This is a genomic window from Nonomuraea sp. B19D2, from assembly GCF_040137845.1.
Classification (GTDB): domain Bacteria; phylum Actinomycetota; class Actinomycetes; order Streptosporangiales; family Streptosporangiaceae; genus Nonomuraea.
The window spans coordinates 248,677-261,987 of record NZ_JBEFAK010000008.1 but is presented as its reverse complement, the minus strand read 5'-3'; the positions used below and the strand labels follow the sequence as shown (position 1 = coordinate 261,987).

Annotated in this window: 13 protein-coding genes; 4 read left to right on the top strand and 9 right to left on the bottom strand. The window is 70.5% G+C overall.

Annotated features, from left to right (window positions below; genetic code table 11):
* Window positions 1-53: 53 nt before the first annotated feature.
* Window positions 54-503, top strand: a complete 450-nt coding sequence (locus ABN273_RS18085; protein ID WP_349450054.1) for an RrF2 family transcriptional regulator — start codon at window positions 54-56, stop codon at window positions 501-503.
* Window positions 504-506: 3 nt separating this feature from the next.
* Here the strand turns inward: ABN273_RS18085 and ABN273_RS18080 are convergent, their stop codons facing one another.
* Window positions 507-1,022, bottom strand: coding sequence for a hypothetical protein (locus ABN273_RS18080; RefSeq protein WP_349450053.1), 516 nt, complete (start codon window positions 1,020-1,022; stop codon window positions 507-509).
* Between ABN273_RS18080 and ABN273_RS18075 the strand changes: the two genes are divergently transcribed.
* Both ABN273_RS18075 and ABN273_RS18070 read left to right on the top strand, forming a co-directional pair.
* Entirely contained in the window at window positions 1,015-1,371 is a 357-nt protein-coding gene (locus ABN273_RS18075) for a hypothetical protein (RefSeq protein ID WP_349450052.1), read from the top strand. The genes ABN273_RS18080 and ABN273_RS18075 overlap by 8 nt on opposite strands.
* Window positions 1,372-1,424: 53 nt before the next feature.
* On the top strand, window positions 1,425-2,204 hold the full coding sequence (locus tag ABN273_RS18070) for a DNA-formamidopyrimidine glycosylase family protein (protein WP_349450051.1): 780 nt from the start codon (window positions 1,425-1,427) through the stop codon (window positions 2,202-2,204).
* On the opposite strand, the gene ABN273_RS18065 is transcribed toward ABN273_RS18070, so the two are convergent.
* The 6 genes from ABN273_RS18065 to ABN273_RS18040 form a co-directional block, all read right to left on the bottom strand.
* Window positions 2,201-2,557, bottom strand: a complete 357-nt coding sequence (locus tag ABN273_RS18065; RefSeq protein WP_349450118.1) for a helix-turn-helix domain-containing protein — start codon at window positions 2,555-2,557, stop codon at window positions 2,201-2,203. The two genes, ABN273_RS18070 and ABN273_RS18065, sit on opposite strands and share 4 nt — an antisense overlap.
* A 271-nt stretch (window positions 2,558-2,828) precedes the next feature.
* Window positions 2,829-3,320, bottom strand: coding sequence for a CinA family protein (locus ABN273_RS18060; protein ID WP_349450050.1), 492 nt, complete (start codon window positions 3,318-3,320; stop codon window positions 2,829-2,831).
* Between the two features lie 3 nt (window positions 3,321-3,323).
* Window positions 3,324-3,896: a CDP-diacylglycerol--glycerol-3-phosphate 3-phosphatidyltransferase gene (pgsA, locus tag ABN273_RS18055; protein ID WP_349450049.1), complete on the bottom strand. Its 573-nt coding sequence runs from the start codon at window positions 3,894-3,896 to the stop codon at window positions 3,324-3,326.
* Entirely contained in the window at window positions 3,893-5,302 is a 1,410-nt protein-coding gene (gene rimO, locus ABN273_RS18050; protein ID WP_349450048.1) for a 30S ribosomal protein S12 methylthiotransferase RimO, read from the bottom strand. The genes pgsA and rimO overlap by 4 nt, the downstream gene beginning before the upstream one ends.
* A gap of 60 nt (window positions 5,303-5,362) precedes the next feature.
* Window positions 5,363-6,139, bottom strand: a complete 777-nt coding sequence (locus tag ABN273_RS18045) for a helix-turn-helix domain-containing protein (protein WP_349450047.1) — start codon at window positions 6,137-6,139, stop codon at window positions 5,363-5,365.
* Between the two features lie 66 nt (window positions 6,140-6,205).
* The gene (locus tag ABN273_RS18040) at window positions 6,206-8,575 is read right to left on the bottom strand and encodes a DNA translocase FtsK (protein WP_502911053.1); all 2,370 of its coding nucleotides are present in this window, start codon (window positions 8,573-8,575) and stop codon (window positions 6,206-6,208) included.
* Window positions 8,576-8,897: 322 nt separating this feature from the next.
* Between ABN273_RS18040 and ABN273_RS18035 the strand changes: the two genes are divergently transcribed.
* Window positions 8,898-11,312, top strand: coding sequence for a SpoIIE family protein phosphatase (locus tag ABN273_RS18035; protein WP_349450045.1), 2,415 nt, complete (start codon window positions 8,898-8,900; stop codon window positions 11,310-11,312).
* On the opposite strand, the gene ABN273_RS18030 is transcribed toward ABN273_RS18035, so the two are convergent.
* Both ABN273_RS18030 and ABN273_RS18025 read right to left on the bottom strand, forming a co-directional pair.
* The gene (locus ABN273_RS18030) at window positions 11,302-12,240 is read right to left on the bottom strand and encodes an aldose epimerase family protein (protein WP_349450044.1); all 939 of its coding nucleotides are present in this window, start codon (window positions 12,238-12,240) and stop codon (window positions 11,302-11,304) included. The genes ABN273_RS18035 and ABN273_RS18030 overlap by 11 nt on opposite strands.
* Window positions 12,237-13,199 (bottom strand): LacI family DNA-binding transcriptional regulator, encoded by a 963-nt coding sequence (locus tag ABN273_RS18025; RefSeq protein WP_349450043.1) that lies wholly within the window; start codon window positions 13,197-13,199, stop codon window positions 12,237-12,239. Before ABN273_RS18025 ends, ABN273_RS18030 begins: the two co-directional genes overlap by 4 nt.
* Window positions 13,200-13,311 lie beyond the last annotated feature (112 nt).

Below are 13,311 nucleotides of genomic sequence, written 5' to 3'. Positions count from 1 at the left end.
GTTCTGACGAGCTTGCGCCTAACCAGTGTTGACCAGGGGGGATAATCGAGAACATGCGCCTTTCCGCTCGTGTCGACTACGCCCTCCGTGCCGCCGCCGAACTCGCCGCAGCCGGTGCAGGCCCGACTACAGTGGGTGAGCTCGCCAAGGAACAGGACATGCCGCCCAAATACCTGGAGAACATCCTGCTGCAGATGCGCCGGGCCGGGCTCGTGCGCGGGCAGCGTGGGCCAGAGGGCGGTTACGTGCTGGCCAGGCCCGCTGCCGACATCTCGCTGGCCGATGTGATCAGGGCCGTGGACGGCCCGCTGGCCAACGTGCGCGGCGAGCGCCCGGAGCACGTCGGCTACCGGGGGCCCGCCGAGTCGTTGCAGCAGGTGTGGATCGCGCTGCGCGCCACCGAGCGCGCCATTCTGGAGGAGGTCACGCTCGACCACGTCGCCTCGGGGGCACTGCCCGAGCGCGTCCGCCAGCTCGCCGCCGACCCCGCCGCCTGGGACTGACCTTCAGGACGGAGGGCGCTGCCTGCTCGCCGCCCAGAACAGCGCGAGGGCGGCCAGCTCCACGACGGCCGCCGCCGGGGGCAGCCAGCCGCTTCCGTGACTCTCCAGCACCAGCCCGCCCACCGCGCCACCGCCCGAGACTCCGACGTAGACGGCACTGCTGTTGAGCGCCAGTGCCTGCGGCCCCGCCGGCCCGGCCAGGGCGAGCAGCCGGGTCTGCGCGGTCGGCGGGATCCACCACGACACGGCCGCCCACACCAGCAGCAGCGGCAGCAGCGCGGGCAACGGCAACGGCCGCAGCAGCCAGCAGGCGGCGAACAGGCCCATCACCGCCGTGAACCCGGCGATGCCCGTGATCAGCGCCCGATCCGCGCCCACCGGTCGGCGGCCCGCCCGCCGAGCTGCCCGCCCGCCAGGCCGGCGAGCCCGGCCAGCGCGAACACCCACCCCAGCGCCGCCGGCCCGGCCCCCGGCCAGGTCCCGCAGGAACGGCTGGACGGGCTCCGACAGCGTGGGCACGATCGTCCGCCGCACCTGGGACTGGCAGGTGCAGGAGGAGAACCTGCCGGTCGCCCGCCTGATCCACGAGATCGAGGGCCTGGCCGCCGGCAGCAGACTCCAGGGTCATGTGCCCCGGCTGCTGGCGGACCGGTCGGAGTTCGTGGCAGGCCTGCTGCGCGATCGGGGCGTCCCGGAGGCCGACGCGTTGCGGATCTCCACGCTGGTCAACTCGGCGTACACGGGGTTGCAGATCGACTTCCTCACGACCGGCGAGCGCGAGCGGCCGGAGGAGGCGCTGGACCAGCTGTGCGCGCTGGTGGACGGCTGGGTCGCCGCGTACGGGACGGCCCCGCGGCCGCGTTCCTAGACTGGGTCGGCGCGTACGGGACGGCCCCGCGACCGCGTTCCTAGACTGGAGAGATGCCCGAAGGAGACGCCGTCTACCGCACGGCCACCCGCCTGCGAGGCGCGCTGGACGGGCGCGTGCTCACCAGGTCGGACTTCCGCGTGCCCAGGCACGCCACCGCCGACCTCGCGGGCCGCGCGGTCATCACCACGCTCTCCCGGGGCAAGCACCTGCTCACCCGCGTCGAAGGCGACCTGACCGTGCACACCCACCTGCGCATGGACGGGAGCTGGCAGGTCATGCAGGCGGGACGCCGGACCGCGCGGGGCGACCAGATCAGGCTGATCCTGGCCAACCAGCAGTGGCAGGCGGTGGGGGTCAGGCTGGGCATGGTGGATCTCGTCAGGACAGGCGAGGAGGAGCGGCTGGTCGGCCATCTGGGGCCGGATCTGCTCGGCCCGGACTGGGACCCGGATGAGGCCGTGCGAAGACTGCGAGGGGCACCCGGCAGGACCATCGGCGAGGCGCTGCTCGATCAGCGCAACCTGGCGGGGATCGGCACGATCTATCGCGCCGAGACCCTGTTCCTGCGCGGCATCTGGCCGTGGAAGAAGGTCGGGGAGATCGAGGATCTCAACGGGCTCGTGTCACTGGCCCAGCGGCTGCTGGACGCCAACAAGAGTTATGCGGGCACGGTGACCACAGGTGATCGCCGCCCGGCGAACCAGACGTGGGTCTACGGCAGGGCGGGGAGGCCCTGTCGCCGATGCGGCACCCGCATCAGCCGCGGGGAGATGGGAGCGCAGCCACAGGAGCGGCTGATCCTGTGGTGTGCGGGCTGCCAGCCGAGCTAGGCAGCCACCATTGCCTTGGCTTCGGGGAACACGGAGTCGGAAATCGACCCGGGAACCGTCTCCGTAAGGCCGAGCCGCTCGTGCTCGGGCACGTCGGCAAGCACAGGGGCAGCCTGGAGCTCCGCCAGCGCGAACTGGTCGGAAACCTCACGCAACACCTGCGAAAGGGGCACCTCGAGTGCGCCGCAAATGGACGCCAGCAACTCGGACGAGGCCTCCTTCTGGCCGCGCTCCACCTCGGACAAGTAGCCGAGCGAGACACGGGCCTGGGTGGACACCTCGCGTAGCGTGCGTCCCTGCCGCACCCTCAACCGCCTCAGCACGTCGCCGAGCAGCTGACGCAGCAGAATCATCTGTCGCTCCCTCCCCGGCGCGGACTTCACCACGCCCCGCGCGATCGGATCGTGCCGCACATTGGTCTTCTTAGCTTCGTACATACTCCTCGCCGTCATCATCGGGCGTCGCCGACCCTGGACCGCCAGTCGCGACTCATCAGGCCCGCCTGCCGGGCGCTCGGTGCTTGCAGTTGGCTCACGGACCTCACTCACAGCTCCACCGTACCCGTATCCACCGACACCGCGTCAGACCGTGTATCGCATGTTCGCTCGGGACGTAACACGGTAATCACCCGGAATGTTCCCCTATGTTCGCCTTAAGCACACCTGACAGTAGATCTACTGCCTCGTCCACCGTCCTTACCCTGATACGTTCGCGTGATCCCGAAAGTTGCAATTCCCGGCCCCAAATTGTCGCGCCGGGCCCGCAGACGGCCGCGTACACGGTGCCGACCGGCTTGCCGTCCTGCGGCTCCGGACCGGCCACCCCCGTCACGGCCAGCCCGTACGTGGCCCCGCACAGCCGCGCGACCCCGGCCGCCATGGCCGCGGCCACGTCGGGATGCACGGCCCCCTCACGCCGCAGCAGCTCGCCCGGCACGCCCAGCAGCTCGTGCTTGAGATCGGTGGCGTACGAGATCACCCCGCCCCTGAACGCCTTGGACGACCCCGAGACCGACGTGATCGCGGCCCCGATGAGCCCTCCGGTCAGCGACTCGGCCACGGCCAGCGTGGCGGACCGGCCCACCAGCATGCTCAGCACCTCGGCCACATCCGCCATCGATCACTCCCCGCGCGCCTGCTTCGCGACCTTGCGCAGCCTGACGGCCCTGATGACATAGTCGACGCCCGTGCCCACGGTGACGGCCAGCGCCGCCCCCATCACCACCCAGCGGACGGACTCCGGCACCCCCGGCAGGAGATAGAGCACGATCGCGGCGATCTGCAGCACGGTCTTGACCTTGCCGCCGTAGCTGGCCGGGATGACCGCGTGCCGAAGCAGCACGAACCTGAGGGCGGTGATGCCGATCTCCCTGCCGAGAATCGGGATCGTCACCCACCAGGGCAGCTCGTTGAGAATCGACAGGCACACCAGCGCCGCCCCGGTGAGCGCCTTGTCGGCGATCGGGTCGGCGATCTTGCCGAAGTCGGTGATGAGGCCGTACCGTCTGGCCAGCTCGCCGTCGAGGTGGTCGGTGATCGAGGCCACCACGAAGACTCCGAGCGCGGTCACCCGCCAGCCCGTGCCCGGCAGGAAAAGACAGACGACGAAGAAGGGGACGAGCGCCAACCGGAGGACCGTGAGGACGTTGGCGATGTTCCACGGGCTCACCACCCGGCGCTCGTCCCTTTTCATGGACTGGCCTTGATGCGCGCGATCAGATCGACGCCCTCGGCGTCGACCACGACCGCACGCACGATCTGCCCCTTGACCAGGCCGATGCCCTGCACCGTGACGGAGCCGTCGACCTCCGGGCCCTGATGCGCGGCCCGGCCTTCGTAGCCGCCGTCGCCCAGGTCGTCGTCGATCAGCACGTCGACCTCGGTGCCTATGCGCTCCTCCGCGCGCTGGGCGGTCAGCTCCTCGGCCAGCTCGCTGAGCACGCGCACGCGCTCGTCGATGACCTCCTGGTCCAGCTTGCCCGGCAGCCCGGCCGCCTCCGTGCCGTCCTCGTCGGAATAGCCGAACACGCCGATCACATCGAGCCTGGCCGCCTCCAGGAAGCCGACCAGCTCGCCGAACTCCTCCTCGGTCTCTCCGGGGAAGCCCACGATGAAGTTGGAGCGCACGCCGGCCTCTGGGGCGCGCTCGCGGATGGTCTCCAGCAGCCCCAGGAAGCGCTCAGGATCGCCGAAGCGGCGCATCCGGCGCAGGACGGCGCCGCTGGCGTGCTGGAAGGACAGGTCGAAGTAGGGGACGACGCCCTCGGTGCCGGTGAGCACGTCGATCAGCCCCGGGCGCAGCTCGGCGGGCTGCAGGTAGCTGACCCGCACCCTGTCGATGCCCTCGACGGCGGCGAGCTCGGGCAGCAGCTTCTCCAGCGCCCGCAGGTCGCCCAGGTCCTTGCCGTAGGACGTGGAGTTCTCGCTGACCAGGACGAGCTCGCGCACGCCCCTGTGGGCCAGCCAGTCGGCCTCCGCCAGCAGCTCGTCGGGCCTGCGGGAGACGTACGAGCCGCGGAAGGCCGGGATGGCGCAGAACGTGCAGCGCCGGTCGCAGCCGGAGGCCAGCTTGAGCGAGGCCACCGGGCTCTCGTCGAGCCGTTTGCGCAGCACGCGGGGGCCGCTCGCGGGCGCCAGGCCCTCGGGCAGGTCGCCATGGCCGGGAATGTTGACCTTGGGCGCGCTGGCACGGTCCACCGGCGAGATGGGCAGCAAGGTGCGGCGGTCGCGTGGTGTGTGGGGCTTGAGCGGCCGTCCGGCGAGCACGTCGTCGAGGCGGCCGCCGATGTCGGCGTAGTCGTCGAAGGAGATGACGGCACTGGCCTCGGGCAGCGACTCGGCCAGCTCGTTGCCGTAGCGCTCGGCCATGCAGCCCGCGGCGACCACCTTCGCGCCGGAGTCGGCGGCGGCCAGCAGCGTGTCGATGGAGTCCTTCTTGGCCGAGTCGATGAAGCCACACGTGTTGACGACGACGACATCGGGGTCGTCGTCGGCCAGCTGCCAGCCGGCAGCCTCAAGTCGCGCGGCCAGCTCCTCGGAGTCGACCTCGTTGCGCGCGCAGCCCAGGGTGATCAGCGATGCGGTTCGGCGGGATGACATGGTGAACACTACGGTATCGGGAGTTGGCCACCACCCGATGCACGGGCTCCCGCCATACGCCTACCGGGACGGTGGCTTGGCCGGTCCGAACGAGCGCCGCACGATCTCTCCCCTGCCGCCCAGCCGGCCCACCTTCTTGCCGTTGACCTGCACGGAAACGGCTGACGCGTCGGCCAGCAGCAGGTTGACCCGATCTTCGGCCTGCCACGTGGAAGTCTCGCCGGCCTTCATCGTCCCCGCGAACAGCTTGTGCCCCTTGGCGTCATGAGCCTGGACGTACGACGCCCGCTTCGCCCTGACCGTGATCGTCACAAGGCCCTTGTGCGCCTTGCCCGCCGCGGGCTTCGGCCTCTCGACGACCGGCATGTTCGGCGGGACGCTGGGCCGGGCCGAGGCCGCCTGCACGTCGGCCGTACGCACCTGGTCACTCGCGCCGCCCAGCACCCGCATCAAGCCGAAGACCACCACGATCGCCAGCGCCACCCCCAGGGCCATCGTCCAGTTGGGGCCCCGCCGCTCCGGCAGGTTGATCTTGCGGTCGGCCTGGAACACCGCCGAGGCCGCCACCGGCCTGGGCGCACCGCCGTGCTGCTGGTCGTAAAGGTGGACCGTGGCCTCAGGATCGAGACCCACGGCCCTGGCCAGGGCCTTGACGTGCCCCCTGGTATAGAAGTCGCCACCGCACTGGCTGTCGTCATCCTGCTCCAGGCCATGGATGATCGCTTCGCGAATCCTGGTGGCCGCGCTGACCTGCTCGACCGTCAGCCCTGCCGACTGCCTGGCCGCCGCCAGCATGGCCCCGATGCTCTGCTCCTGCACAGCGAACGCCTCCCCCACGGCACCCACCACATTTCGTAGTGGTTTACATTCAACCAGTTACTACCCCGCAGGGATGCATTGGGGTCATTCGCCACGCAGGTCGGCCAGCAAACCAGGCAGATCGTCCGGTTTGACCAGCACCTCCCTCGCCTTCGAACCCTCGCTCGGGCCGACCACGTTCCGGCTCTCCAGCAGGTCCATCAGCCGCCCCGCCTTGGCGAACCCGACTCGCAGCTTGCGCTGCAGCATCGAGGTCGAGCCGAACTGGGTGGTCACGATCAGCTCCGCGGCCTGGATGAGCAGGTCGAGGTCGTCGCCGATGTCCTCGTCGATCTCCCGCTTGACCGGCGCGGCGGCGACGTCCTCGCGGTATTCGACCTGCATCTGCGCCTTGCAGTGCGTGACGATCTCGGCGATCTCCTTCTCGGAGACGAACGCGTTCTGGATGCGGATGGGCTTGCTCGCGCCCATCGGCAGGAACAGCGCGTCACCCTGGCCGACCAGCTTGTCGGCGCCCGGCTGGTCGAGGATGACCCGGGAGTCGGTGAGGCTCGACACGGCGAACGCGAGCCTGGACGGCACGTTGGCCTTGATCAGGCCCGTGACCACGTCGACCGACGGCCGCTGGGTGGCGATCACGAGGTGGATGCCCGCCGCCCGGGCGAGCTGCGTGATGCGCACGATCGAGTCCTCGACGTCGCGCGGCGCCACCATCATCAGATCGGCCAGCTCGTCCACGATCACCAGCAGGTACGGGTACGGCTGGTAGACCCGCTCGCTGCCGGGCGGCGGCTGCAGCTTGCCCGCCCGCACGGCCTTGTTGAACTCGTCGACGTGCCTGAACCCCGACGCGGCCAGGTCGTCGTAGCGCCGGTCCATCTCGCCCACGACCCATTCGAGGGCCTCGGCGGCCTTCTTCGGGTTGGTGATGATCGGCGTGATCAGGTGGGGGATGCCCTCGTACACGCTGAGCTCGACCCGCTTGGGGTCCACCAGCACCATCCGCACCTCGTCGGGCGTGGCCCGCATCAGGATGCTGGTGATCAGCCCGTTCACGCAGACCGACTTACCGGCGCCGGTGGCGCCGGCGATGAGCAGGTGGGGCATCTTGGCGAGGTTCGCGACGATGGTGCGGCCCTCGACGTCCTTGCCCAGGCCGACGATCATCGGGTGGTGGTCGGCCTGCGCCACCTGGGCACGCAGCACGTCGCCCAAGGCCACCAGGTCCTTGTCGGCGTTCGGGATCTCGACCCCGATCGCCGACTTTCCCGGGATAGGCGACAAAATCCGGACATCGGCGGACTTGACGGCGTACGCGATGTTCTTGGTGAGCGCCGTGACCTTCTCCACCTTGACCGCGGGCCCCAGCTCGATCTCGTACCGGGTCACGGTCGGCCCCCGGGTGAACCCGATCACCTGCGCGTCGATGGTGAACTGCTCGAGCACGCTGGTCAGCGCGTTGACCACGGTGGTGTTGGCCTTGGTCTGCGGCTTCGGCGCCGTGCCCGGCTTGAGGAACTGCAGGTCGGGCAGGCTGTACGGCCCCGCCTGCGGCGACAGCACGAGCTGCTCCACCTTGCGCGGCGCGGGCGTCGGCTCCGGCGGCTCCGGCCTCCTGTCGGCCTCGAGGGCGGGCGCCTCCTCCTCGTCCGTCAGCCCCGGCACGATCTCGGGCGAGTGGTCGGACTGCTTGTCGGCCTTATCCGCCAGAACCGGCGTGTCGTACGGCTTGACCGAGTCGGCCCCCTGCTCCGGGGACTTCTTCGCGGCCCTGGCCCGCTTCTTGCCCGGCTCCCGCTGCTCAGGCTCGGCATGCCGCTCGAACAGCATGTGCTTGAGCTCGGCGAGCCGCTCCGGGATCCGATGCACGGGGGTGGCGGTGATCACCAGCACGCCGAACCCCGACAGGAGCAGCAGCAGCGGGATCGTGATCCACGGCGGCAGGATGCTCATCGGCGGCGCCGACACGATGAAGCCGATCATGCCCCCGGCCGCCGAGATCTTGTCCATGCCCTGGCCCTCGCCGGCCGGGTAGGGGGTGCCGTTGGTCACGTGGATGACGCCCAGCACGCCGACCAGCAGCGCGGCCCACCCGATCACCATGCGCCCGGTGTCGGCGTTCTGGTCGGGGTGGCGCAGATAGCGCCAGGCCAGCAGGCCCAGCAGCAGCGGCAGCGCCCACGCCAGCGAGCCGAACACGCCGCGCACGGTCGCGTTCACCACGCCGGAGACCGCCCCGTCGGCGTTGCGCCATGTCATGGCCGCCAGCACGATCGCGCCCGCGAGCACCGTCAGGCCCACCCCGTCGCGCCTGTGCGCGGGATCCAGCTCCCGGGCGTTCTTGCCCAGCGCGCGAGCCGTGCTGCCGATGCCGTTGGCGAGCAGCATCCACAGCCCGACGATCAGCTTGCCGATCATCGTGAAGACCCAGCTGATCGGGTCCTGGTGAGTCATCGAAGGTTTACGGCCGGAGCCCGCCCTTGGACGCCCCGTCGACGAGGCCCCGCGCTTGGCGGGGGTCGAGCGAGACGAGGTCGACCGCTTCGCCGGCCCCTTCGATGCGCTTTTCGGCGTACGGGTGGCCATGATGCCAAAGGTACGTCGGAGACACCGCGGAACGCGCGTAGGCTCGCCGAGGATCCCGCCAGCCCGGCCCGAAGAAGTCCCGCGGGCACGCCCTCCTGGGGCCTTTTGCCAACCGGCGGTAAAGACGGCACCAGTCTGCCACTCTGAGAGTGACCGTACTGCCACAACGAGTGATGTTCTAGGACGCAGAGTGGACACGACCAGGGTGTCGAGCACGGCCTTCGACGGGACCCCGCATGCCCCGGCACACGCGCGCAGGTTCGTCCGCCAGGTGCTCGGCGAATGGCACCTGAGCCATCTGGCTGAGGACGCCGTGCTGCTGACCAGCGAACTCGTCACGAACGCCGTCGTACACGCGGGCACCGGCATCGAGCTGACCTGCCGCCTGGACGCGGACGCCGACCCCGCCAAGCTGGAGATCGAGGTCGACGACCACCACCCGACGCGGACGATCCTGGCGGCCGAGCCCGCTCCCGAGGCGACGCGCACCTCGGGGCGTGGCCTCGCGCTCGCGGGCATGCTGGCCGACGCCTGGGGCGTCACCTACACCAGGACCGCCAAGCGCGTCTGGGTGCGCATGGAGCTCGCCGAGCCCCACGACGTGCGCGAGTCCGCGCCGGCGCTGCCCAGCACCGCCCCCGTCGAGACGCTGCACGTCGGCGTCATCGTCGCCGACCGCGACGGGCTGGTGCAGTCGTGGAACCCGGAGGCGGAGCAGCTGCTCGGCTGGCGGGCCGACCAGGCGATCGGCCGGCCGCTGGAGAAGCTGGTGGACTGGCCGGGCCACGGACCGTACGCGCTGTCGCTGGCCGACACGCTCAACCTGGGCCGCTGGCGGGGCGAGGCGCGCATGCAGCACAGGGACGACGGCCTGCTCCCTGTCTACGTCTCCCACCTGCGCACCAGGGGACAGCGATGCTCGATCTGGATGGTGGTGGCGCGCGAGCACGGCTATCTGCTGACGCCGCCGCTGCGCCGGGAGGCCGGCCGGCGCATCATGGACCTGCTCGACCAGGACATGCCGTTCGCGGAGCTGCTCGACACGATCGCCCAGATCGTGCAGATGTCCAGCGGCGGTGACGCGGCGTACGTGCTGCTGGCCGCGGACGGCGGCAACAGGTTCGGGGTGGCGGCGGGCGCCGGCGCGACGGCGGGGCTGGTGGGAGTGCTGGCCCCCGGCGTCTTCGGCGCGGAGCGCAGGACGCCCATGATGATCGAGGACCTGCTCGCCGTGGACGTCGAGCTGGCCCAGCAGCTGCATGCCCGGTCGCTGGCGTGCGCGCCACTGCTCGTGAACGGCGAGCTGGCCGGCTACATCGTGGTGACGGCCGCGCAGCCGGACCGCTTCGACGAGGAGCTCACGGTCAGCCTCCAGCACATCGCCGGCCAGGTGGCCGTCCCGGTGCAGCGCGAGCGGCTGGCCGAGCAGGACCGCGCGCACCGGGGGCGGCTGTCGTTCCTGGCCGAGGCGGGCGAGCTGCTGGCGGGCGTGCACGACGAGGAGCTGATCGCCGCGCTGACCGCGCAGCTCGTCGTGCCCAAGATCGCCACCTGGGCGGCCGTCTACCTGACCGACCTCGCCGGCATGACCAGGCTCGCGCACGTCTGGCACAGCGAGGAGCGCCACAACTCCGACCTGCGCAAGTCGCTGCCCGCCATCCCGCGCACCGCGCTCGACGAGTTGAGCTGGCCGGTGGGGCCCGAGACCGTGCTGTCGTTCCCGCTGCTCACCCAGGGCAGGTCGTACGGCGCGCTGGTGATCGGCCGCGCCGAGCCGACGCTGCCGCTGGAGGTGGCCGACCTGCTGGCGGACCTGTGCCGCCTGGTGGCGCTCAACCTGCACACCGCCATGCTGTACGCCAGGCAGGCCACCACCTCGCGGGTGCTGCAGCGCAGCCTGCTGCCCATGCGCGTGGCGCCCATGCCGGGCCTTGAGTCCGCCGTCGTCTACGAGCCCGCCGGGGAGGGCGCGGACGTCGGGGGCGACTTCTACGACCTGTTCACGGTGGCCGACCACTGGTGCTTCGCGCTGGGCGACGTGTGCGGCTGCGGCCCGGAGGCGGCCGCGGTCACCGGGCTGGCCCGCCACGCCGTACGCCTGCTGGCCAAGGAGCACTACACGGTGGCCGACATCTTCGACCGGCTCAACCACGCGCTGCTTGAGGAGGGCGAGGAGGGCAGGTTTCTCAGCCTGCTGTGCGGCGAGCTGACCCCGCTCCCCCAGGGCGGCGCGCTGTGCACGATCGCCTCGGCCGGCCACCCCCCTCCTCTCCTGCTGCGGACGGACGGCAGGGTCGAGGCGATGGCGACCCCGCAGCTGCTGCTGGGCATCGAGGCCGGCGCCAGGTTCTACGTCGAGACGTTCGAGCTGGCGCCGGAGGAGGTGCTGCTGTGCGTCACCGACGGGGTGACCGAGCGGCGCGACGGCGACCGACTGCTCGACGACGGCGACGGGCTGGCGGCGCTGCTGTCCGGCTGCGTGGGGCTCAGCGCCCACGCGGTGGCGGAACGCGTGCGGCACGCGGTTGACACGTTCGCCGAAGAGCCCTCGCAGGACGACGTGGCCCTGATGGTGATCAAGGCCGCCGCCGCCCTCAGGACGTGAACTTGTAGGTCGTCGTCGAGGTGCGGCGCTCGCCCGGCCGCAGCACCGTGGAGGGGAAGTGCGGCTTGTTGGGCGAGTCGGGGAAGTGCTGCGTCTCCAGGCACAGCCCGGCGAAGGGTCCGTACGGCGTCGTCTCCCCGTCCAGCATGCTCCCCGTGTAGAACTGCACGCCCGGCTCGGTCGTGGTGACCTCCATGGTCAGACCGCCTGCCGTCACCTTGCAGTGTTCGCCGTTGAGCACGAAGCAGTGGTCATATTGACCGTCGTACCGCTCCGCCACGGCGTGCGGCTCGGTGAAGTCGAACGGCGTGCCCTTGACCGGCGCGAGCTCCCCCGTGGGGATCTTGTGCTCGTCCACCGGCAGGTAGTGCTCGGCGTCCAGCTGCACGACGTGGTCCCGTACGTCGCCTTCGCCCTTGAGGTTGAAGTAGGAGTGGTTGGTCAGGTTGACCACGGTCGGGGCGTCGGTCTCCATCGCGTAGTCGATGCGGAGCGCGTCGTCCTCGAGCGTGTACGTGACCCAGGCCGTCAGGGTGCCCGGGTAGCCCTGGTCGCCGTCGGGGCTGATCAGCTTCAGCGTCAGCGAGCCGCCGGTGCGCTCCTCGACGGTCCACACCTTCTTGTCGAAGCCCTCGATGCCGCCGTGCAGGCTGGCGGCGCCGTTGTTGAGCGGAAGCCGGTACTCGGCACCGTCCAGGGTGAAGCGGCCGTTCGCGATGCGGTTGCCGTACCGGCCGACGACCGCGCCGAAGTAGCGGCTGCGGGTCTGGTAGTCCTCCAGCGTCTCAAGCCCGAGCACGACGTTGCGGCCCGACACCTCCAGCGAGCGCACGATAGCGCCGTACGTGAGCACCTCGGCGCGCAGCCGTCCCGACGACAGCTCCACCTGCTCGACGTTCTCCCCCGACGGCAGCGTTCCGAAGATCATGTTTGGGCCCTTCCCGTGGACTCGCGGACTATGAGGGCGGTGTCGAGGGTCACTGTCGCGCCCTCACCCCCCGACTGGAGGAGCAGGTCGACGGCCATCCTCCCGGCAGCCACGGCCGGCATGGCCACAGTGGTCAGCTTGGGCCGGTTGAGCCGCCCCGGGAGGATGTCGTCGAACCCGATCACGCTTATCTTCTCTGGTACCCCTATTTCCATCGCCGCCAGCCCCTCGATGAGGCCGAGCGCCACGAGATCGTTGTACGCGAGCACCGCGGTCGCCCCGCAGGCCGCCACGTCCGCGGCCACGGCCAGGCCGCCCGCCTCCGTGGGCTGGTTGGGTCCGAAGAAGACGAGGTCGAGCCCAGGGGTCTCGGCGGCGGCGCCCTGCATCTCGTTGCTGGTCCACGAGCCGATCGGACCCGACACGAGCGCGATCCTGCGGTGGCCGAGCCCGGCCAGGTGCTCCAGCGCGAGCTTGGCGCCCTGTGCGACGTTCATCAGCACGGCGGGCATGCCCTTGATCCGCCGGTTGATCACCACGAACGGCACGTCCTCCGCCAGGCGCTCGATCATCTTGTTCGACAGGCGGGGGCTGCACAGCAGGACGCCGTCCACCTGCTTGGTGAACGTCCTGATCAGCTCCTCCTCCACCCGCGGGTCCTCGTCGGTGTCGGCCACGAACACGTGGTAGTCGCGGCCCCTGGCCTGCGCCTGGGCCGCCTTGATGAGCGGCGGGAAGAACGGGTTGGAGATGTCCGCCACGATCAGGCCCATGTTGAACGTGCGCCCGGTGGTGAGCGCCCTGGCCGCGCGGTTGGGACGGTAGCCGAGGCCGTCGGCGGCGGCCAGCACGCGGCTCCTGGTGGCAGGATTGACCAGATGCGGCGCGGAGAAAGTGCGGGACACGGTGGACACGTGCACGCCGCAGGCGCGCGCCACGTCCTTGATCGTCGCCGCCATCGCCGTCCTCCCTTGCAAACGGTTGCCAGACTAAACCTTGACCTTTACCCCTATCGCCGTCAAGGTTTCTGCAACCGGTTGCTTCAGCGGCCTCGTTGAGGCACCGCCCGCC

Bases quoted from the DNA above. Each gene is read 5' to 3' on its own strand.
- ABN273_RS18065 (WP_349450118.1), bottom strand. From the start codon at position 2,557: ATGATTCTGCTGCGTCAGCTGCTCGGCGACGTGCTGAGGCGGTTGAGG.
- ABN273_RS18040 (WP_502911053.1), bottom strand. From the start codon at position 8,575: ATGACTCACCAGGACCCGATCAGCTGGGTCTTCACGATGATCGGCAAG.
- ABN273_RS18085 (WP_349450054.1), top strand. From the start codon at position 54: ATGCGCCTTTCCGCTCGTGTCGACTACGCCCTCCGTGCCGCCGCCGAA.
- ABN273_RS18025 (WP_349450043.1), bottom strand. From the start codon at position 13,199: ATGGCGGCGACGATCAAGGACGTGGCGCGCGCCTGCGGCGTGCACGTG.
- ABN273_RS18030 (WP_349450044.1), bottom strand. From the start codon at position 12,240: ATGATCTTCGGAACGCTGCCGTCGGGGGAGAACGTCGAGCAGGTGGAG.
- ABN273_RS18070 (WP_349450051.1), top strand. From the start codon at position 1,425: ATGCCCGAAGGAGACGCCGTCTACCGCACGGCCACCCGCCTGCGAGGC.
- pgsA (WP_349450049.1), bottom strand. From the start codon at position 3,896: ATGAAAAGGGACGAGCGCCGGGTGGTGAGCCCGTGGAACATCGCCAAC.
- rimO (WP_349450048.1), bottom strand. From the start codon at position 5,302: ATGTCATCCCGCCGAACCGCATCGCTGATCACCCTGGGCTGCGCGCGC.
- ABN273_RS18060 (WP_349450050.1), bottom strand. From the start codon at position 3,320: ATGGCGGATGTGGCCGAGGTGCTGAGCATGCTGGTGGGCCGGTCCGCC.